Source organism: Acidobacteriota bacterium, from assembly GCA_016715115.1.
Lineage (GTDB): Bacteria > Acidobacteriota > Blastocatellia > Pyrinomonadales > Pyrinomonadaceae > JAFDVJ01.
Map to the genome: position 1 here is coordinate 1 of JADKBM010000001.1, position 19789 is coordinate 19789.

At 56.4% G+C, this 19789-nt stretch carries 20 protein-coding genes and 1 pseudogene; 1 reads left to right on the top strand and 20 read right to left on the bottom strand.

Going from position 1 to position 19789, the window contains the following annotated elements:
• The 6 genes from IPN69_00005 to IPN69_00030 all read right to left on the bottom strand — a co-directional run.
• Positions 1-394 (bottom strand): hypothetical protein (locus IPN69_00005; protein ID MBK8809105.1); only part of this gene is annotated, 394 nt, incomplete at its 3' end.
• 968 nt (positions 395-1362) lie between these two features.
• The gene (locus IPN69_00010; GenBank protein MBK8809106.1) at positions 1363-1629 is read right to left on the bottom strand and encodes a hypothetical protein; all 267 of its coding nucleotides are present in this window, start codon (positions 1627-1629) and stop codon (positions 1363-1365) included.
• A 55-nt stretch (positions 1630-1684) separates the two neighbouring features.
• Positions 1685-2152, bottom strand: coding sequence for a hypothetical protein (locus IPN69_00015; protein MBK8809107.1), 468 nt, complete (start codon positions 2150-2152; stop codon positions 1685-1687).
• 120 nt (positions 2153-2272) lie between these two features.
• Positions 2273-2704, bottom strand: coding sequence for a hypothetical protein (locus tag IPN69_00020; GenBank protein MBK8809108.1), 432 nt, complete (start codon positions 2702-2704; stop codon positions 2273-2275).
• A gap of 26 nt (positions 2705-2730) precedes the next feature.
• Positions 2731-3201, bottom strand: a complete 471-nt coding sequence (locus tag IPN69_00025) for a hypothetical protein (protein MBK8809109.1) — start codon at positions 3199-3201, stop codon at positions 2731-2733.
• 227 nt (positions 3202-3428) lie between these two features.
• Positions 3429-3590 carry a hypothetical protein gene (locus IPN69_00030; GenBank protein ID MBK8809110.1) on the bottom strand — a complete coding sequence of 54 codons (162 nt, stop codon included), beginning with the start codon at positions 3588-3590 and terminating at the stop codon, positions 3429-3431.
• Positions 3591-3721: 131 nt separating this feature from the next.
• On the opposite strand from IPN69_00030, the gene IPN69_00035 reads away from it, so the two are divergent.
• A complete protein-coding gene (locus IPN69_00035) occupies positions 3722-3949 on the top strand; it encodes a hypothetical protein (protein MBK8809111.1) in 228 nt (75 codons plus the stop codon).
• On the opposite strand, the gene IPN69_00040 is transcribed toward IPN69_00035, so the two are convergent.
• The 14 genes and pseudogenes from IPN69_00040 to IPN69_00105 all read right to left on the bottom strand — a co-directional run bounded on the left by IPN69_00040 (position 3936) and on the right by IPN69_00105 (position 19527).
• Positions 3936-4286: a hypothetical protein gene (locus IPN69_00040; GenBank protein MBK8809112.1), complete on the bottom strand. Its 351-nt coding sequence runs from the start codon at positions 4284-4286 to the stop codon at positions 3936-3938. The genes IPN69_00035 and IPN69_00040 overlap by 14 nt on opposite strands.
• Before the next feature lie 122 nt (positions 4287-4408).
• Positions 4409-4666 carry a hypothetical protein gene (locus IPN69_00045; GenBank protein MBK8809113.1) on the bottom strand — a complete coding sequence of 86 codons (258 nt, stop codon included), beginning with the start codon at positions 4664-4666 and terminating at the stop codon, positions 4409-4411.
• Positions 4667-4692: 26 nt separating this feature from the next.
• Positions 4693-5031, bottom strand: a complete 339-nt coding sequence (locus tag IPN69_00050; GenBank protein ID MBK8809114.1) for a hypothetical protein — start codon at positions 5029-5031, stop codon at positions 4693-4695.
• A 545-nt stretch (positions 5032-5576) separates the two neighbouring features.
• Positions 5577-6350, bottom strand: coding sequence for a hypothetical protein (locus tag IPN69_00055; protein MBK8809115.1), 774 nt, complete (start codon positions 6348-6350; stop codon positions 5577-5579).
• Positions 6347-6808 (bottom strand): hypothetical protein, encoded by a 462-nt coding sequence (locus tag IPN69_00060; protein MBK8809116.1) that lies wholly within the window; start codon positions 6806-6808, stop codon positions 6347-6349. The genes IPN69_00055 and IPN69_00060 overlap by 4 nt, the downstream gene beginning before the upstream one ends.
• Complete coding sequence (locus tag IPN69_00065) at positions 6751-7122, bottom strand: hypothetical protein (GenBank protein MBK8809117.1); 372 nt, start codon at positions 7120-7122, stop codon at positions 6751-6753. Before IPN69_00065 ends, IPN69_00060 begins: the two co-directional genes overlap by 58 nt.
• A gap of 78 nt (positions 7123-7200) precedes the next feature.
• On the bottom strand, positions 7201-7695 hold the full coding sequence (locus tag IPN69_00070; GenBank protein ID MBK8809118.1) for a hypothetical protein: 495 nt from the start codon (positions 7693-7695) through the stop codon (positions 7201-7203).
• Positions 7695-9923, bottom strand: coding sequence for a TonB-dependent receptor (locus tag IPN69_00075; GenBank protein MBK8809119.1), 2229 nt, complete (start codon positions 9921-9923; stop codon positions 7695-7697). Before IPN69_00075 ends, IPN69_00070 begins: the two co-directional genes overlap by 1 nt.
• On the bottom strand, positions 9895-10260 hold the full coding sequence (locus IPN69_00080; protein ID MBK8809120.1) for a carboxypeptidase regulatory-like domain-containing protein: 366 nt from the start codon (positions 10258-10260) through the stop codon (positions 9895-9897). The genes IPN69_00075 and IPN69_00080 overlap by 29 nt, the downstream gene beginning before the upstream one ends.
• A gap of 155 nt (positions 10261-10415) precedes the next feature.
• On the bottom strand, positions 10416-11258 hold the full coding sequence (locus IPN69_00085) for a hypothetical protein (protein ID MBK8809121.1): 843 nt from the start codon (positions 11256-11258) through the stop codon (positions 10416-10418).
• Positions 11259-11399: 141 nt separating this feature from the next.
• Positions 11400-12372, bottom strand: a pseudogene (gene mutL, locus IPN69_00090) (DNA mismatch repair endonuclease MutL).
• 134 nt (positions 12373-12506) lie between these two features.
• The gene (gene bshC, locus IPN69_00095) at positions 12507-14189 is read right to left on the bottom strand and encodes a bacillithiol biosynthesis cysteine-adding enzyme BshC (protein MBK8809122.1); all 1683 of its coding nucleotides are present in this window, start codon (positions 14187-14189) and stop codon (positions 12507-12509) included.
• 464 nt (positions 14190-14653) lie between these two features.
• Positions 14654-16786, bottom strand: a complete 2133-nt coding sequence (locus IPN69_00100) for a hypothetical protein (protein ID MBK8809123.1) — start codon at positions 16784-16786, stop codon at positions 14654-14656.
• Between the two features lie 320 nt (positions 16787-17106).
• Positions 17107-19527: a hypothetical protein gene (locus IPN69_00105; GenBank protein MBK8809124.1), complete on the bottom strand. Its 2421-nt coding sequence runs from the start codon at positions 19525-19527 to the stop codon at positions 17107-17109.
• Positions 19528-19789 lie beyond the last annotated feature (262 nt).

The following is a 19789-nucleotide window of genomic DNA, read 5'->3' on the forward strand; positions in this document are numbered from 1 at the left end:
CCCCGGCCGAACGCGCCGACGACCGGATATGATACTTCGTTTGAAAATTCTTCGTGTTGCTTTTTATGAACAGGATCGACGCGAGCGGATCGTACGCTTTCGGAATAACCGCCGTAATTTTCCGTCGCCGAAGAAAGCAGCCGGGACAAAAGAGCGAATGCCACTTCATCAACACTTTGCCCCCGTCGCGGCCGCTGCAGTAGCAGATCTCGCGATCACGGTTTTCGAGTTGCGTGACTTCCGTTGCGCATCCGCAGACGCCTTTCCAACTGTATTTTGCGCCCGCGCCGGCCCAGAGCGATTTAAGACCGTACGGATGGGTCTGATTCTCCATCGCGATCGCCACCGGGAATCGGACGTTATGTCGCCGTTCGATGATTCCGGGGCAATACATTCCGCGCAAAACCGTCTCAGCCGCGCGCCGCCGTTGACGAGCACGAGCGCGTTGAGCGGACGCTCATATCCACGTCGTTGACCCGATTGATGAACCAGGTCGAACTTGCCGCGGCGTAAAGTGGCTGCGTTCGTATTCACATCCAGAGACTGCCGTCGCATTGCCAACGCATCTGCTGATCCGATGGATTTCCGCCACGTGGCGTCCATTTTGTTCAAATAGTAATTTCGATCATCGCCAGCTAAGATTCAAGATATGTCACAATGCCGCAGCGGATCCGGTGGAAGAAGCCGTCGGCATGGTCGTCCGGCGCGATGTAAACCGTTTCTGGGCAATGATCGGTTGCGTCGCGACGTTGATCGCTACAAAAATGCGGCGAAGAGTTTAAAAAATGCCCTTCTACTGGTACGGAACAAGCGGGGAATAACTGATAAACGCGAAAAGCCCCCGGTTTCCGATTTCAACTGAAATTACGTGTTAGCGACTTTTGCTCGCGAATCTTCGCGAATCCGCGCGAAACAGCGTCTGATCCGATGGTATAAAAACCGTCTTTTAACGATTTGTGGGCCAAATTAAAACGCCGTTCACTCGCGTGGCTTTGGACCGGACTTTATTTGGCGCCGATTGGAGAATATTCGCGGGCAAACTCCCATTGCATAATCCGGGTTCAAGGCGAGGTTTTCCGGGTTGCTGCGAACTGATTGGGATTGCGCGGTCGCATCCGCTTGATCAGTCGACCCGGGCAAATCAATCCGCAGCAAACGACTTCTGGGTTCGGGAGATTATGCGATCAACGAATCCATTTGTCGAGTGAAGCTTCGCGGCGGCCGATGCCGACGTTTCGTTGCGCGCGCCGAGTTAATTCGAGATCTTCACCGAGCGTACCGACCTGAACCGCCAACGCGCGCTGGTTTCCTGACGGTTTTTGCCGCCATAGATCGTCCGGATCGACACAAAGAACTCGGCCGTCAAAGTTCGTTCAAATTCTTCTTCGGTGAAAGCAAGCTCGGCGACCGGCGACCGCCCGCGCGGTCGTCTGGAGCAGCTCGTAGGTGATCTTTCGGGTCCGTGTACGCCGTTTTGACGTACTCGCCGACGATCTTGTGAGCGATGCGAAACGGCAGGTTCTTCGCGTGCCGGACGATCGAGTCGGCGGTTCGGTGACGTTGCGAATTCGCCTCGGCCCGTTCACGAAGAACGTCCAGATTGAACCGCCGATTTGAGCGTCGCGGCAAACAGCGAGACCGAACGCACGCATCGCGGAGAGCGTTGTAGATAAGCGGCTGCAGATCATCCTCGACGTCGTTGATGTCGCCAAAGGGCGTGTTGTGAATGCTCGGTCCAGAAACACCGAGGCCTCTGGCCGAGCGCTTGTTTGCGAGCGCGGATACGCCCGGGCGCGACCGGATTCCGCTTCTGCGGCATTATCGACGAGCCTTGGACAAAACCGTCCGGCAGACGCACGACGTTGAACTCCATCATCGCCATCAGCAGGAACTCCTGCGAGAATTTCCCGATATTGACGAGCAGGGCTTTCATTGCGCCGAGCATCTCTATAGAAATAATCCACCAAGCGATCCGAGGCGTAGCGTTGACGGTCGGCGCGGTGAATCCGAGAAGCTCAGAAACGCGGTGGCGGTCGATCGGAAAACCGGTGGTCGTGATCGCGCACGCGCCGAGCGGGCAAAGTTCGCGATTCTCGTACGCGTTCCCGAGGCGCTTGATGTCGCGTCCAAACCTCGGCCACCGCCAGAAGATAGTGCGCGAGCGTCGACGGCTGAGCCGGTTGAAGGTGCGTGTAGGCCGATCAGTGTCTCGTGGTTCGCCGCCGCGAGGTCGAGAAGATTCGTCCGCAGTTCGTTCGCTTCACGGACGAGTTCAGAAAAGCAATTTCGGACGCAGATAGATCCGGTAGATCGTGACGTCGATGTCGTTCCGGCTGCGGGCCGTGTGCAGCTTGCCGGCCGTATCTTCGTCTCGCAGATTGCGGTCATACTCCCACGAAGATAGTAGAAAAGACCTGAACGTGCCGTCATACGTACACCGACCGGCGGATCGCTTCGAAATCCAGGCGCGAAGCGACGTGAGGATCAAACGCTGTGCTTCGGGCGTGATGATTCCCTGTTCGCCGAGCATCACCGCATGCGCAGAATCAACCTCGACGTAGGCGTCGAGGGAATAATCCTTGGCATCGATGAAGCAGTCTTCAAGTACGTTCTTCTTGTAATTTCGGGCCCGGAAACTTTTCTTGCATTTTTTGTTCTTGATTGGAGCCGAACGCGTCCTGCCTGAAGCGGCGCCACGCGCCATGAAACATTTGAATTCAGAGATCGACCTCACCGCACCCGTTCTTGTGAGCACGCTCCAAGGCAAACGGGACTTTGCGCTCGTTCTATTTCTTGACCGCTTTCGGCAGGCTCAGCAGATTCGCGAAAATGCGATATGCGCCGGGATTGCCGACCGGCAATTGGCGGAACCACGAATACGACGTAAACGTATCTGCCCTTCCCGATCTCAGCGTAGAGCATTCCGCCGAGGCTTTCCTTTTCCGCCCTCGTCGTGGGTTTCGAGCAGCGGCGTGGAATTTGTCGTCCCACGCCGTCAAAGATATAAAGATTCCGCTCCTGGACCCAATTGTCGAAATCGCGGTCGGTGATCTTGTTCGGATAGCTTAGGACCGGATTCATCGGTTGGAGCATCTTCACCGGCGCCGTTTCATCGACCGTACGGATGTTCGATTCCATTTTCGCCGGATACGGCGTCAGATTGAGCCGCGCGAATTCCTGTTGCTGATACTGGACGATCATCGTTCCGCCGTTGCGGACGAATTCGATGAGCCTCCCGTTGTTGGCGACATAGTCGGGCCGACCTGCGATGCGCGGATGCCGATGACGATCGTGTCGAACTGCGACAGATCCCCGGTCGAAAGATAGTCTTCGTCGAGAAGTTTGACGTTGAGTCCAAGCCGTTCGATCGCCTGCGGAACTCCTTGACGCCGCTGCCGTTACGTATCCGACGCGAACCGGCGCAACCTTCAGATCGAGGACGTTGACCTTTCGTCGTCGCGCGCGAATAGAGTCGGTGCGTCTGAATATGCGGATACTCGATCGCCTGCATCGTCGGAGTAGACCGCGCCGCCGACCGAGGCCTGGGCGGCGTAGATCTCGAACGATTCGGCAGCTTTCGCCGACGGCATCTCGACGTCAAAGGTGATCGCCGTTTTCTCGCGCGCGCCTTGAGATCAAAGTGGACGAACTTGCGCGTATTTCAGTTCTTTCGATGCATTCGAATTGAGCGCGACCGAGCCCCTTCAAAGGATTCGGCGAATTGTTCGTTACGCCCAGCACGAGCCGCTTCTTCGGCAGTTTCGGCGCTCATCGGAGCGATCAGGATCTTTTGGTCGAGACTGACCGTCACGGCCGGAACGACACTGACGTCGCGCCGGATCTCGCCGCGGATGTCGTCCGAATATCGGAACTGGACGTCACGCTCGATCGCGACCAGCCGCCCGCCGATCTCGCGAGTTTGACCTCGGCCTTCATCAGCGCCGGTTGAAACGGCAGATTCTTCGACGCCGCGTCCTGCCATTCGAGGAAGTTTTGTTGCGCGGATTCTCAAGCCAATACGGTTCGGTCGGTTTCGCGTCTTTCGCCGAAACAACCGTGAAGAACGCCGCGTGCGAAGCCGTCTCGCGCCGCGGACGGAATCCGCTTTCCTGCTGGACCGGTTCCGGCGACGACTCGGCCGACCATCCGCGCGGCGCCTGGAGCGATACGTCTTTGACCTTCACATCGGCGCTTTGCGCGAAGACGCGAACTCCGACGTTGACCGAATCACCGGGCACGATCGTTTCAGAGTTGCTCAGCGCATCGACGACCACGCCGGCGGCCATTTGCAACGCTTTGGCAAATTCGCGTTCCTTTGCCGGATCAGGAATTTCGAGTCCGGGTTGCGCGTCGAGCCTTCGGCCTCAACGGCCTGGGCGTAGCCTTGGGGAAGGATCGAATCAGCTTTTCAGGCGCGTGATGTCATAACTCTGAGCGCGAGTTCGGCGGTCTCCTGAAGTGCCGCAAGTTTCGGGAACAGCGGATCGTATCTGTCGCCGCTGATCGACGGAATTCCCTTGATCGATGTGTCGAGCCCGTCAAACATACTCGTCTCTTTCTCGACCTTGTCGCCGACCGTTTCAAGAAGGCGCATTCCTGACGTGAACTTTCCGCGGAGTTCGAGCATGCCCATTTCCTGCGATTTATGCTGGCTGCGGCCTTCCATCGCGATCTCGAAATAGGAACGGCTGATCAGAGAATATATTCGCCGGTGTTGACGACGAGCGTCGGCGGATTGCTCGGATTGTTGGTAAACGATTGCGAAACATAGAGTTTTTCGCCCGCTACGGTGTCAGGCCTTCGGCGAAATGCTCCGAAAACTGTTTTGGGTCGGCCGCGGCCTTGAAGGCTATCGGCTTCAGGTAACGGCGAGTTGGTGCTGTCCGTGCCCGTCGGCCGGCGTTCCCGCCAATCCGAAACGATGACCATCGGCCGAAACTTCCTGATCGCGCGGACCATATCGCCGAGCGTCAACCGCTCGCCCCAGATGCGCGCCGCTTCTTCACGCTTCTTCGAGAAACCACAGTCCATAACGCGCGCGTGAAGAGCTGTTCGCCGCCGTCGAGCCGGCGCGCTTGAAAGTTCTTCCGAACGAATGACGCCGAGCGGTTCGAACAGTTCCTCACCGATGACGTTCTGCCCGCCGTCGCCGCGGTTGAGCGAGAGATAAACGGTCCGCGCCTGCTGTTTGCAAACGCGTACGCGATCAATCCGGAATCCTCGTCATCCGGATGCGCCGCCGTATGCATAAAGCTCGCCGTCGTCTGCAACCGTTTCAGAATCTGCCCGAGTCCCGAGGCGGCGTTGTCGGAGATCGGCCGCACCTGGCGGGAAGACAAATGGAAAAAGGAAGAAGGAAAGTAACAGAACGTACGAAATAGTGTTTTTTATGGCCTTATGTTTCATTTGTTTTCTACTTTTGCGACCTCCGATACCGTCAGACTGATACAGTCCGGCGCCGACGGTCACCAGACAACCGACGACGCTGTACCAAAGAAATGCGATCTTGAAATAGCCCTTTTTGGGCGATCAGGATTGCGAACCGATAAGGTCCACGATCTCGGCGAAGTTGTGGATCAACGCGATCGAAAGGATCCCGCACAAGAGCCCATAAAACGCCCGCGGGCCTTGGCGCGCGGGAACACGAACGCAAGCGCGAAAACGCCGAGCAGCGAGCCGTAGAAGAACGATCTGAACTTGTTGACGACCTCGATCAGCGATCCGAGATTCGTCGAATAAATGGCTACGATACAGGCAAACACGCCCCAGCCGAGCGTCGAGATCTTGCCTACGAGCAAATACTGTTTGTCGGTCGCGTCCGGATTGATAAGGCGACGGTAGAAATCGATCGTCGTTGCCGTGGCGAGCGCGTTTAGTTCAGCCGAGATCGACGACATCGCCGCCGCGAAGATCGCCGCGATGATGAGTCCGATGACCCCGATCGGCATATAGCTCAGAACAAACGTCGGAAACACGTAGTTGACGTCGTTGAATTTTTCGTCGCTTTCTTCTTGACGAAATCGACCGCGGTCGCCCGCGCGTCGTTGAACCCCTTTGTTCGCCTCGATATACTTCTGCCGCGCTTCCGGGAGAATCAGACGCCAGATACTCGACCGCCGATGCCTTTCTGTTTTCGAAGGCCGCGCCGTATTTCGTCTCGATCGCCTTGAACTCTTCCGGAAGTCGCCGCCTTGGTCGCCTCGATGTTGTTGAAGATCGCCGGAGCGCTGGAATTGGTAGAAGACGAAGACCATAATGCCGATCATCAGAATGAAGAACTGCATCGGAATCTTCAAAAACGCGGACATCAGGAGCGACGTCCGGCCCTGATCGACCGATTTTGCGGTCAAAAGCGTTGGACCTGGCTTTGATCGCATCCAAAATACGGGAGCGCGAGAAAGGTGCCGCCGATCAGCCCCGACCAGAAGGTGTATTGCTCGGTGAAATCGACTTTGAAATCGACCGTGTTGAGCTTTCCGACCGCACCGGCAAGCTGCGGCCCGTCACCGACGCCGACTCCCGTCGGAAAATTACCGACGATTATGACGAGACAAACGCCGAGCCCGAAGAAGATGACGACCATTTGCTTGACGTCCGTCCACGTCACGGCCTGGACGCCGCCGAACATCGTATAGATGGTCGTTGAAAGCCCCATCGCGAAGATCGTGTAAATGAGATTCCAGCCGAGAACGATCGACAGAATGATCGACGGCGCGGCGATGACGACGCCGGCCGCGAGTCCGCGCGAGATCAGGGAAAGAAGCTCGTGAGCGTCCGGACCCGAACGTCGAAGCGCTTCTCGAGATATTCGTAAGCCGTGTAAACATTCGCGTTATGGAAAAACTTGACGACCGTGATGCAGAGGATGATCATCGCGACCGGGAGTCCGAAATAGAACTGGATGAAGCGCATCCCGTCGGAATAGGCTTGACCGGTCGTTCCGACGAGAGTGATCGCCGATAGTTGGGTCGCCATTACAGACAGCCCCACGGCCCACCACGGCAGGCTTTTGTTGGCGAGAAAATAACCCTGCACGCTCTTGCTGTGCTTGGTCATTCTGATCCCGTCAAAGATCATAAACGCCAGATATGCGACAATTATCGCCCAATCAAGCCAAGACATAACGATTTCGGATTTGCGATTTTCGATTTGCGATTCTTCCGCGGCCGCCGGGGATTTGCATCAGCCCAAGACCAGAAATCACAAACCCTCATTCAAGAGAAGTATTTCGAGAAAGACCAAAGCAGCAAAATGACCACGACAAGGGTGAGTATCACGCCTGCGTAGACGGGATACCACCACGAGTCGGGTCTGTCTTTGATTCGTCTTCCATACTAGAAAAATGAATTTGAATCCAACCTGGAACTGACGGCTGTCAAGCGACGTTACCGGACGGTTCTGAACCGTCGGCAAAGCCTGCGTCAGATTTCCGAGCGCGTCGGTCGTTACCGTCAAACTATTGATCTGGAACTTGCTGTTGATATTGAAGACGTTGAGAAACTCGCCAAACGCTTCGAGTTTCAACCTCTCGTTGAAATTGAAAAACCGCGAGTAGCGCAGATCGGTATTGAACTGGTACGGCGTGACGCCGGAATTCCGGCGGATTCCGACCGGGTTGTCCGATCCGGTGAAACCATCCAGATTGATGTCGTTGACCGCAATGATGTTGAACCGCTCGCCGCTGTTCGCCGTCATTATGATCCCGAGCTGGTGTTGTTGACGAGGTAACGCAACGCCTTGTTCGCGAAGTTGAACTGCGGCCGGCCGACAAAGCTCACAACGAACGTATGACGCTGGTCCGCGAGCGACGGCCCCAGATCGCGGCGGCGGCTCGTCGGATCCTGGGTTACAAGGTTTCCGACCTGGGGTCGCGACGAGATTCTGTTCCGGAGCGTCGTCTTCCGATTTCGACAAAGTGTAATTGACGCTGAACTGGTATCCTTCGAAAACCGCTTCGAAAGCTGCAGCGTCATCGCGTTGTAATTTGAATTTCCGACGGACTCGGCCATCAGGATATTGTTGAAACGGGGATCAAGACGGGTCGCCGCACTCACCGTGTTGCTGAAGATCGGACGGCCGTCGGCAAGCGACGACGTCGGATTGATTCGATTGATGTTGCGGTAAAGCGGAATGTGACGGCCGCCCGAACGAATGTAGCCGACAGTGAACGCGAGATCCTTGGTCAGCGCCTGTTCAAGCTGAAAATTCATATGGATCGCATACATATTCTCAAAGTCAGGCGACATCGTCTCGATGCTCTGCACGGGCAAAACCGCTCCGGCGGGCAATGAACCGAGGGTTGTCGGGAACGCCGGCGATCCGGCGGTTGCCGGCGCAAACGTAAAGTTGAACAGGATCGGGCTGCCGTTATTGAGCAACGCGCGCTGGTAAAAATCGAGATAGACCGTATCGTAATAGAGTCCGGCGCTGGCACGGAACACCGTCGGGCGATCCCCCTCGCGGACCGAATAAACAACTCCGAGACGCGGCGCGAAGTTGTTCTTGTCCACCTTGAACGACTGCGATGCCGCAAACGGCGAGTTCGCAAACGCCTCAGGAATATCGTAAAGGTCGTAGCGGAGTCCGTAATTGATCTTCAAACGGCGGGTCGCCTTCCAGTCGTCCTGAGCGAAAAAGTTGTAGAACGTCGATTGATATACGATATCCGGATTGCCGAACGCTTCGACGTAATTGGTATAGCCGCGCGGCGTCAATCCGCTTCTTGCATCGAGATACGACTGCAGCGTCGGGAACGTGTAGCGCGCGAATTGATTCGAACGACGCGTATCGTCGATGCGGTTCAAACCACCGCCGATCTTGATTCCGTGGTCGCCGCGCGTCCACGTCAGGTTGTCCTGAAACTGGTTCGTCACCTGAAGCGGCGCGATCGTGTCGTCGTTTTCCGGGGCGCCGAAATTGGCGACGCCGGTGATGACGACGCTGATTCCGGTGCCCGAATTGCTGTTCGCGATGTTGCGTGAATCGCGTTTCGCGTACTGATAACGAAACTCGTTGATGACCGTCGGGGAGAAGATCGACGCCAGCTGCAGTCCGATCGAATACGATTTGTCGTCAAAGTCGATGCTTCGCTGCAAAGTGTTCAATCCGCCGGCGATGTTGTTCGGCGAAAGATTAGTGAAATAGTTGAACCTGCCCGTCAGACGGTTCGCATCGTTGAGTTGGGCGTCGGTGCGGAAAATGAAAAAGTTGACTTTCTGGGATGCCGGGATAGCCGTCGGAAAAGCATCTGCCGGAACGCCGGCGGCGATCAGCGCGGCCTTATTGGCGTCGGTGATCGTGATCGTCCGCTGCGGTTCGCCGGCGAGATCGCGTTTGACCCATTCGTATCCGGTGTAGAACTGCCAGCGATCCTTGATGATCGGCCCGCCGAGAGCGCCGGTGAAGTTGTCGACCTTGGTTTCAGGCTTGATCGCCGTCGGCGAGATGTTGAACGGCCGCGACGACATCGACGTCCGGCGGAATCGGTAGCTGGCCGAACCGTGGAAACCATTTGTTCCCGAGGGCGTGACGGCGTTCATGATCAGTCCGGGCGTGTTGCCGAATTCAGCCGAAAATCCGTTCGTCACGAGCTGAACTTCGGCGACGAACGTATCCGAGATCGGCATCAGGCGAATCCCGCCGCGGTCGGCCTGGGTGTTGTTGTTGCCGTCGAGCTGATAGTTCGTGCGGCGCGTATAACCATTGGCGTTGATTCGCGGAACTCCGAATTCGACGTTCGGGCGTCCCGTGACGTTGCTCTGCAAGAGCGCGAAGTTGTACGGGTTGCGCGAGACGTTCGGAAGATTCTGAACCTCGCGGGTATTCATCACGCGGCCGAGGTCGATCTTTCCCGGATCGGCGATCGGCGCATCGGACGTGATCGTGATCGTTTCATTAACTCCGCCAGGCGTCAGGGGAGACATTGATCGTCGCGGTTGAACCCGTCGTCAGAGTCACTCCTTCCTGCACGAACTTCTTGAAGTTCGGCGCTTCGACGGTAACGCGGTACTTGCCGAGCGGAAGCAACGGAAGCCGATAACTGCCTTCCGAATCGGTCGTTACGCTGCGTTCGGCGCCGGTATCGAGATTGCGAACCGAAACGGTCGCGCCGGCGACGGCAGCCGAATTGGCGTCCGTCACCGTTCCTTCGATCTGGCCGTTGAGCGCCTGTGATTGAGCCGTCGCCCCGGCGACGGCCAGAACCAGCGTCAGCAGGGTTAATAAGAACAACGTGAATGGTTTACGCGAATAGTTATCCATCGACATCCGGGAAATCTCCTTGTTTGTTTTGAAAAATATGCGGAATAATTCGTTACACGAATATAACATTATTGGTACGAAAGCGTAACCGTGAAGGTTACACTTTGTGCGACAGATCGTTGATCTGTTTCCGAATCTTGCGAGCGGAATCGGGATCAGGATCGATGAAAGCCGCGTTCGATGTCCTTCATCGTGAGACGAAGAATTACCGGCCGGCCGTGCGGGCAGGTCGTCGGCGAAGATGTCAGGAGAAGGCGGTCGATAAGCCATTGCATCTTCTCCATCGTCAACGGCATATTGATCTTGACGGCGGCTTTGCAGGCCAGGCTCGCGGCGATCTCGTCACGCAAGGTCGCGCGCGCACCGCCGCGTTTCTCGGCATCGACCGTGTCAAGCAATTCCGCCAGCAAGTTGCGTGCGTCCTTCGGTGCGACATCCGTCGGAACGGCCTTGATCGCGACCGTCCGTCCGGAAAGCCGCATTACATCAAAACCGCATTCCTCAAGTTCCTTGCTGACGATCTCGAACGCGGCCGCCTGCGCCGGTGTCAGATCGAACGTTTCGGGAATCAGAAGGTTCTGCGACCCAGCCGGCCGATCGGCTTCCTTGCGCCGGAACTTGTCGAAAAGGATCCGCTCATGCGCGACATGTTGATCGACGAGCAGAAGACCTTCATCGTCGACGGCGATGATAAAACTCTCGTGAAGCTGACCGACCGGTCGGATCTTCGAGGCCGAAACCTGTTCGACGTCAACGGCCTTGACGGCCTTGAGCGCGGGATCGGCGAATAGTTTCGGATCCGGGCCGGGCATCTCGGATCCTTCGAGCCGGAAACTTTGATTTCCGGTTTTGAAAACCGCGAGGTCGGAATCCGGCTCTCGGACCTCAGACGGTTTGGTGAAACCACGGAGATCCGGATGATCCGCCGTTGCCGGTCCCGACTCGGGCCCCGGTGGTTCGGATTCGACGGCGACGTCGATCTCAACGGCCGAGATCATCGCTTCGACTTCTGCGCGTTCGGCAGCTTCAGGAATATGAAACTCGATTCTCGACTGCTCCGGACGCGGCCGTTCGTCGCGGATCGGGACGACAGACGGCTCACGCGGTTGCGGAGCGACTCCGACCGATGCAAGCGAACTACGGACGGCTTCGGCGATGACTTCTTTGACCGCTTCCGAACGCCTGAAACGAACTTCGGTCTTCGCCGGATGGACGTTGACGTCGACCTCTTCGAGCGGAATCTCGACAAACAGGAAGGCGACCGGGTAAACGCCGTGCGGCAAAATCGAGCGAAACCCTTCGAGCAATCCGCCGGCGATCACGCGGTCGCGGACAAAACGCCCGTTGATGAAGAAATACTGCGCGTCGCGGGTCGTCCGCCGCTCGCGCGGCGCGGAGACGAATCCCGAAATGGCGGCGACGAACTCGCGCCCGCCCGCGACCGGCAAGAGGCTCTCGACCATCTCGGCGCCAAAGATTTGATAGGCGCGCTCGCGCAGGTCGCGCGCGGGCGCCAGGTTCAGACTTTCCACGACCGTTGCTGACGAGCGCGAAGGCGATCTCGGGATGCGCAAGCGCGTAATGGGTGACGATCGACGTCAGGTGAAAATTCTCGGTCGCCTCGGACCGCATAAACTTGCGCCGCGCCGGCGTGTTGAAAAATAGATCGCGGACGCTGATCGTCGTCCCGGTCGTCCGTGCCGCGTCGCGGACATCGACGAGCCTTCCGCCCTCGATGTCGACGCGGACCGCTGTTTCGGCATCGTCCGTCTTGGTGACGAGTTCGACGCGCGCGACCGAGGCGATCGACGCCAACGCCTCGCCGCGAAATCCGAGCGTCGCAATACGTCCGAGATCCTCGAGCGACGCTATCTTCGAAGTCGCGTGTCGTTCGAACGCGAGCAGCGCGTCATCACGATTCATCCCGACGCCGTCGTCCGTGATCCGCATCAGTCGCCGTCCGCCGAGTTCGATCTCGACCCGTATCCGCGTCGCGCCGGCATCGATGGAGTTTTCGATCAGCTCCTTGACGACAGACGCCGGCCGCTCGACGACTTCGCCGGCCGCAATCTGATTGGCAAGATTGTCGGGGAGGATTCGGATGGTATTCATCGTGGTTCGATGTTAACAAATTCGGGCGGAATCAGCATCAAGTACAGTGCAGAGTGCATAGTGCAGAGTGCATAGTTCCGCGAAGAACATCCCGCGCTATGCACTTTGCACTGTGCACTACTCTGCACTCTGCACTATGCACTAATAACCCGATGGCCCTTGTCGTCGAGATCGGTCGCCTGGTAGATCCAGTCGATGAAGTACGGTCCGTAATGATTCAGAAGCGAGAGGACGTTGAGTGTTCGTTCCTGCAGGTGATCGTGCGGCATCAACGCCGCGTACGCAGTTTCGATTTGGCGCCGGATCGATTCGTCTTTTTGGTATTGCGCGCGATAGAACTTCCGTCGCAGATTTCCGATGTGGTAAATGATCTTTTTGCGGCGCTTCGCAAGTCCATCCGCGAGCGTCGGCTCGACGGTCGCGAGATTCCGGTCGAGCCGGTTAAGTTCGATGTTTATCTTGTCTTCAACCTCGGCGAAAAGCTCCGAAGTGTCCGCGTTCAGAAACCGCTTGACCAACTCGGGAATCAGCGCTTCGCGCCCCTGAAACAGATCTTTCAGCGCGAGTTCGTAGCGGGACAGGGTTTTGCCGTGTTTCGATTCGACGAAAGTGAAACTCTGTCGATGGAGTATCGTCGTGATGGGGCGGTCAAGTATCCTGTAAACTTCCGCGCTTTGAGCAAAATATGCGATCTCGGCCGCGCCGCCGTAATAGCAGACGGTTGGCAGAATATAGTCCTGGACGACCGACCGCAGAACGACGCTCGGACTGAACCGGTGCGGCTCGGCCCTGGCGATCGCCGCGAGTTCCTCACGTGTAAACTCCCGCTCGAGATCCTTCGCCTTGTAGGTTCCTTCAGCAGTTTTCTTGAGCGCGTGGCGCGTCCGGTTCTTGGCTTGCCAGAAAAGCGGAAAATAGTCTTCCTCGATCAGAACCTGCGCGTGATAACCGTTTTGAACGAGCAACGCGCTGCGTTCACGGAGCCGTGCGACGATCTCTTCGGCGTGTTCTATCGCGCCGCTGTAAATGGGCTCGGCGATGCGCTTCAAACGCTCGTCGAGCGGGCACAGCAGGATCAGGCCGTATTTGCCCATTAGGCGTGTCATCAAACGGGCAAAGGCGTCGCCGTAATCGACACCGGAAGCCCAGGTTTCTTCGATCTGCGCGCGAAGTTCGTCGGTGAATTCCGTGTGCGGCAAAAGACGAAACAACTCGTCGATCGTCTGTTTGATCGAACCGTCGAGTTTGACGTAACCGACAGGCAGATTCTCGTAACAACGCTTGGGCTCGTTGCGAACTTCGGCGAGGTCGCCCGATTTATCGATCACAAAGGTGTTCGAGACTTCGAGAAAGTCGTGGTCCTCGGTCGCGATCCAAAAAACCGGAACCGCCTTAAAACCGCGGCCGCGAAGACATTCGGCGTGTTTGACCGCGGAGAGCGCCTTGTAGATAGTATAGAGCGGGCCGGAAAAGAGCCCCGCCTGCTGACCCGAAACGACGGCAACACAGTCGCCATCGCGCAGGAGCGTGATGTTCCGAATCGTTTCATCGCCAGCGCCAGCCGCCCGGTTCGCCTGTTCGAGAACATCGCACACGGCGCTGCGGTCAGCCTTGTAATTGGCGAGCACATCGCCGATACGGGAGGAAATGTCAGTATGGCCAACGATCGCATTCGGGTAAAACTCGCGCAACGCCGCCGGATCCTTTTGATACTCGATAAACAGCTTTGACTGGTGCGGGATCTCTGAGAACGGAACGCTTTCGGTTCCGAGAACAACGTTTCCGGTCGGACAGGGACAGACGATTTCTTGTTTCACCTAACTTAAGCTCCTGTGAAACTTGATTATAGATTTCCGCGTCCGAAGTGCAAAATTCGATTGGGGATTTTCGATTTGCGATTTGCGATTTGCGATTTGCGATTTGCGATTGAACCCAAATTACGTAATAGAAAATTTCTTTCCCGCGAACCACGCCAAAAAAGCGAAAAATGCCATTTTTGATGTTGTTTTTCGCGTTTTCGCGTATTTCGCGGGAAATTGCTTTTAATGAGTAATCTGGGTTGAATGCGGCTTGCCGCCCGGATTTGCGGAATGGCCGCCTTTCCGGCAATGGCCTTCTTGGTAACGCGGCTGCGCCGCGGTCCACCGATTGGCGGCATAGCCGCAGAAAACGTAGAATCAAGCACACGGAAAGGCCGCCTTCCGGCAATTGCATGCTCTCAAAAAGAAACGCGGCCTTCGAAGGCCGCGTCAATCGAAAATCCACAATCCGCAATCCGTGTTCAGTTTCCGGGGACCGAGATTCGCGGTCGCGTGGGTTCGGTCGTCGCCGCAGCCGACGGTGCGCGCTCTATTCGGTACACGCCCGACGAATGAGTTGCAGCGAAGATCCGGTCGGAATTGGTCGGGTCGAAGATCATCGCCCATACCCGGCGGCTCGGAAGTTTCATTTCCTTGGAGTCAACCCGTTTCCAGTCATTTCCTGCATTGGCCGAATAATAGATTCCTCCGTCTATTTCGAGCGAACTCGAAACGAAGATCTCATCGGTGTTCGACGGATTGATCAGAATGCTGGTGTAATTTCCGAGCGGAAGGTTGCCGCCGCGACGCTTCCAGGTGATACCGCCATCGCGGCTGACATAAAACGTCTGCGAAGTTCCGACATAAACGACATCGCCGTTCTTCGGATCCGTCGTGATCGAACTGATCGGCACGTCCGGCGGAATCGTCGCTGTCTTCGTCCAGGTCTTTCCGCTATCCCGGCTGACCAAAACACCCGAACGGTCAGTCCCGACGAAGATCGTTCCCGGCTGCAACGGATTCGCGTGAATCGCAAAAACGTTGATACTCCCCAACTCGCCGAAGCTCAGTTTCTCCCAACCTTTGGTGATATCGTACGTACGAAACAACCCCGAATCGGTGCCGGCAAAGATACCGTTCTTGCCGTCATCGGTATAGGCCAGAACCTTAACTTTCTCTTGAATCACCGGCACGATAACCGGACCGGTCGGCGTCGTTGGTTTTGCCACGACCGTCTTCTTCGCGGGAGCCTTCTTTACCGGCGCTTTGACGGCAGGCTTCTTCACGCCGACCAAACGGGTCCAGTTTCCGCCACGGTCAACCGACTTGAAAACACCCAGATTGGTTCCCATATAGAGAAGATTCGGATTAACCTTATCCTGCAGCATCGCATACGGCGACGTCCGGATGACGTCGTAGTTCTTCGGCTGTTTCCACGAAAGCCCGGCATCGTCGCTAATAAAGACGAACCCGCCGCCCGTCGCGGTGTTGCGCGTCGTCGCGTAGATCCGATTGGGACGTTCGACATCAGCCGTGATCGTGTAGGTGAAGCGACTCGTAAAATTATCGTTGGTCTGCGCGAAATTGCGCCCGCCGTCGGTGGAAACCATCACGCCGTAGTTGTTGGTGCCGATAAAGACCCGGTTGGGATCGTCCGGGTGAACGGCGATGGAATTGATCTCGAGGTCCTTCTGGGTCGTGATCGCCCACGATTTGCCGCCATTGCTGGACATCCAGAATCCTTCGGTAGTCGCGGCGTAAACCACGCCGGGCAGCGTCGGATGCTGAAGGATGTCGCGCGTTCGCCGCGACTGCGACGGGATCCCCTGGATCTTAGCCCATTTCTCGCCCTTGTTGAACGATTCGTAAATGCCGCTGCACGCGGACGCGATGATGTGATTCGGGTCGCGCGGATCGATGTTAATTGCAAAGACATCCGAGTCATCGATCATCCCGTTTTTGATCAGACGCCAATTCTTGCCGCCGTCGGTGGTTTTGTATGCTCGCCACCAGGTCCCCGCGTAGATGATGTTGGTATCGGTCGGGTCGATCGCGAGCGAGTCGATGTTGATCGGATTCGTTTTCGAATCGAGTTTCTTCCAGTCGTCGCCCGAGTTTTCCGATTTCCAGACGCCGTCAACGGTTCCAACAAGAATCAGATTCGGGTCTTTTGACGATTGGACCATCGCGTGAATCGATTCGTTTCGGAGTTCCTTCGATTCCTTCCAACTCTTGCCGCCGTCCGACGACTTAAAAAACCCGCCCGGCATCTTATGCCTGTGGCCCGACGTATAAATTACATTCGAGTCGCGCGAATCGGTCAGGAGTTGGTCGAGCACCAGCAGTGGCTTGTTCAAATTGACCAGCATTTCCCATGATTTGCCGCCGTCCAATGAAAAATGAAGCTGACCGTCGAGGGTGCTGACATAGATCTTTTGTTTGTCCTTCGGGTCGAACGCGACGACGCGAACATCACCGCCGCTTGGTCCGACGATCTGCCACCCACTCAGTTTAATTGGATCGCTCGGCGGCGTAATCGCCGCAATACTAATAATTGATCCAAATACAATCGCCGCAACCGCGGCCATTTTCGAAATCGACATAATGTTTTTCATACGTTCAATCTCCGCCACCTGGAACTCGCCGCGCTCCGCGCTGCGACCAACAGTCAGATGACGGATTTCCGCTCGTTTGTTGCACAAGAAAGCGCCCTTTCTCGGATCTAACACAGATATGAGCAAAGTGCCGGCGCCCGTTATCGAGGCCAACTTCTTACCATTCTAAACAAATCGGTCTTGAAATCACAAAGTGAATTCTCTGGAAAGCTCACAGACTGTCCGGCGGCGGTCACCAAACACGGGAAAAGCGGGCGGAGTTCGTAAGAACTTCGCCCGCTTCTGAAGTTTGCGTTTCGTGCGAAACGCAAGTCTAAGGTTTACGGATTCGGATTGTCAGCACCCGGCGGTACGATCCAGAACTTGGTCCAGACACCCGCACCGTTCGGATTTGCTCCGCCTCTGACGATCGTCACACGGCTGGAATCATACTTACGGAAGGTGATCGCTTTCTGAATTTGTTTTTCACGAGCAGCGACTTCCTTGTCGGTTCCGTAGTTGATGATGTAGCCCTGTGCATTCGGGTTGTTGCCGAGCGCGATATAAAGCGCGTCAACACGAGCCTTGACTTCGTCGTCCGGAAGCTTGCCGAATTCGTCAATAATGAACGGCTTGATAATACCGGCAACGCTACCGTTGTTGGACGCCGTCTTCTGGCACGAAGCACAGAGATTGCTGCCGCTGATCTCAACGGTTGCCGTGATATTCTGACCTTCCATTTCACGCGTCGTCGCAACTCGGATTGCCGGGGTTCCCTGTCCGCCAACGATCGTACCATTCGAAACGGTCCAATTGTAGCTCAGGTCTCCGCTGCCGCCGCCCGCAGTAGCCACGAAGTTCATTTCGTCCCCAGGTCTCACGACGCCGCCGTCGCTCACACTGATCGTCGCGCAGCTGCATTCCGGAACGCAGTCGCACTCAACGACTTCGATCGTTTCCGTAACGGTTTTGCCGCAATAGCCGCAACCGTTGTCGACCGCCGAAGTGATGGTGTAGGTTCCCGGGCGAACGCCGCTAAGGTCCCACGTAACATTCGCGCCCTGACCGACAATGCGTCCCGCCGAAACGGTGTGCTGGTAAGTCAGAACTTCATTACCCGGGTTCTCAACGCTCGTGCCGACCGAAATGTTCGTTCCATCGGGGCAGCTCGTACCTTCGCGCGGTTTGTAGCCCGGTTTACACGGAATGACGATCTTCTTGTTGTTCAGGCTGACTCCCGTAACGTTCGCCACCGGGCGCGGAATATCGCCCTGAAGCTTGTTTCGCCGACCGGCCGTGAACTGGAAGATGAAGCCGTGCGGATCGCTCGACGGAGTGAATCCGGCCGGAACGCCGCGGAAGCTCGTCGAGATCACCGACGGAACACGGCCGACGACATTTACGTTGCCGGTAAAGTCGGTATCAAAGCTGTCTCGATCCTGCTGATTGAAGTGGTGGCGATAGGCCATACCAAGACTCATCCAGCGATACGGGAACCAACGGGCTCCGACAAGTCCTTCGACCGGGCTGTTTTCGAACGCGTTCGGCGTGCGGCCGCCAACGTATTGGAGCGTGCGGAATTCAGCGATCGGCTGGAAATACTTGTTGACCGGGAAGTCAACCGCGAATGACGCCATCAGTTCGTCACCGCGATCAAGCATCGTAAACGAGCCGCCCGGGAAATCTCCCTTGACCTTGCTCGTATATTTGTAGCCAATGTTGGCCGAAACGTTCATCCACTTGCGGACACGTGCGTCCGTAAAGAACACGACGCCGATGTCGCCATTGTTGCCGCCCGGACTTGCTCCGCGCTGCATCTGGTTGAAACCGGTAATGTCGTTGCCCTTATCCGCATACCATTGATAATACGCGATGATTCCGGCACCGATCGGATTGGTCGGTCCCGTCCAACGCCATTTGGCACCCGCTGAAAAAGTGCTGAACGCCGACTCACCGTAACCACGGTTGATGAACGGAGCGTCCGGCAAGTAGGTCGGCGCAATGGTGAACACGGTCGGAGCCGTTCCTGCGGCCGCGCCGGCCTGGTTCGTCAGAGTAACCGTCTGAAGAACGATTCCCGGCAGGATGCTTCCGTAAACCGATCCGATTCCCGGGAAGTTATCGGCACCGTTTCCACCCGCACGCGGCGGGCCGAGCAGAGCGTTCCCCGTTGTCGGGCTCGGAAATCCGAAGATCGGGCCCGAGTAGAACGGCGGCAGAAGGTTGTACGTACCGGCGTTGCCGCCGACGTACGGGAACGGTGTAAATGTCTGATTGCCCTGCGGACGGAAGACCGCCCAACCGGGATATTGGCTGGTTCCTGAGCCTTGCGGCGCCATTACGATCGCCGGCGCGGTCTGCAGCGCGCTTCCGAATCGGAACTGCGAATTCGGAAGGTAGAAACCCGAGAGGTGCCGGGGTGAATTGACTTTCACTCCACGATACATGTCGGTGTTGAAGAACAATTCGAGATAGTCACTCAGACCAATCTGAAAACTCACCGGAACCTCGACAAAATCAGCGTTGCCGGGATCGCGGTCAAAGTTGCTGTAAGCAAGACTTAACGTCCATTCGCCCTTGCGCAGGGTCTGTCCGTCATAGACCGTAAAGAGACCGGTAGGACCGCCAACGGGACCGCCCGTGCCGACAGTCGGGGCGATATTTCTGGGGTCTTTCTCGGATCTCAAAGTTTGGGCCGGCACTGAGATCATCATTGCCAGCATTGTAAGCGTAACTAAGAACGCCCATTTAGCGAGTTTCATCACTTTCCTCCGCCGAAAAAATAAAATTTCAATCTTCAAACGTAACCCGACCGAATAATTGTCCCATGAACAAAGCCGTTCAGGTTACTCAAATTATTGCGTCAGGCAAAAAATCAATGTGCTCAATTTCTTGACCAAAACCAATACAAGTCAAACTATTGTAATAATTTATAAGGGAGAAGCGGCGAAAAGTCAATAAATAAAAACTTAAACGTCCAGCGCTCCCGTTAAGAACGATACTTCAGATTGCTTGGAAAATCAA

Bases quoted from the DNA above. Each gene is read 5' to 3' on its own strand.
- IPN69_00020 (MBK8809108.1), bottom strand. From the start codon at position 2,704: ATGGCGCGTGGCGCCGCTTCAGGCAGGACGCGTTCGGCTCCAATCAAG.
- IPN69_00025 (MBK8809109.1), bottom strand. From the start codon at position 3,201: ATGATCGTCCAGTATCAGCAACAGGAATTCGCGCGGCTCAATCTGACG.
- IPN69_00030 (MBK8809110.1), bottom strand. From the start codon at position 3,590: ATGCCGTCGGCGAAAGCTGCCGAATCGTTCGAGATCTACGCCGCCCAG.
- IPN69_00040 (MBK8809112.1), bottom strand. From the start codon at position 4,286: ATGGCCGCCGGCGTGGTCGTCGATGCGCTGAGCAACTCTGAAACGATC.
- IPN69_00045 (MBK8809113.1), bottom strand. From the start codon at position 4,666: ATGGAAGGCCGCAGCCAGCATAAATCGCAGGAAATGGGCATGCTCGAA.
- IPN69_00050 (MBK8809114.1), bottom strand. From the start codon at position 5,031: ATGGACTGTGGTTTCTCGAAGAAGCGTGAAGAAGCGGCGCGCATCTGG.
- IPN69_00065 (MBK8809117.1), bottom strand. From the start codon at position 7,122: ATGTCTTGGCTTGATTGGGCGATAATTGTCGCATATCTGGCGTTTATG.
- IPN69_00070 (MBK8809118.1), bottom strand. From the start codon at position 7,695: ATGACGGCGAACAGCGGCGAGCGGTTCAACATCATTGCGGTCAACGAC.
- IPN69_00075 (MBK8809119.1), bottom strand. From the start codon at position 9,923: ATGTCTCCCCTGACGCCTGGCGGAGTTAATGAAACGATCACGATCACG.
- IPN69_00080 (MBK8809120.1), bottom strand. From the start codon at position 10,260: ATGGATAACTATTCGCGTAAACCATTCACGTTGTTCTTATTAACCCTG.
- IPN69_00085 (MBK8809121.1), bottom strand. From the start codon at position 11,258: ATGATCTCGGCCGTTGAGATCGACGTCGCCGTCGAATCCGAACCACCG.
- IPN69_00100 (MBK8809123.1), bottom strand. From the start codon at position 16,786: ATGAAAAACATTATGTCGATTTCGAAAATGGCCGCGGTTGCGGCGATT.
- IPN69_00105 (MBK8809124.1), bottom strand. From the start codon at position 19,527: ATGAAACTCGCTAAATGGGCGTTCTTAGTTACGCTTACAATGCTGGCA.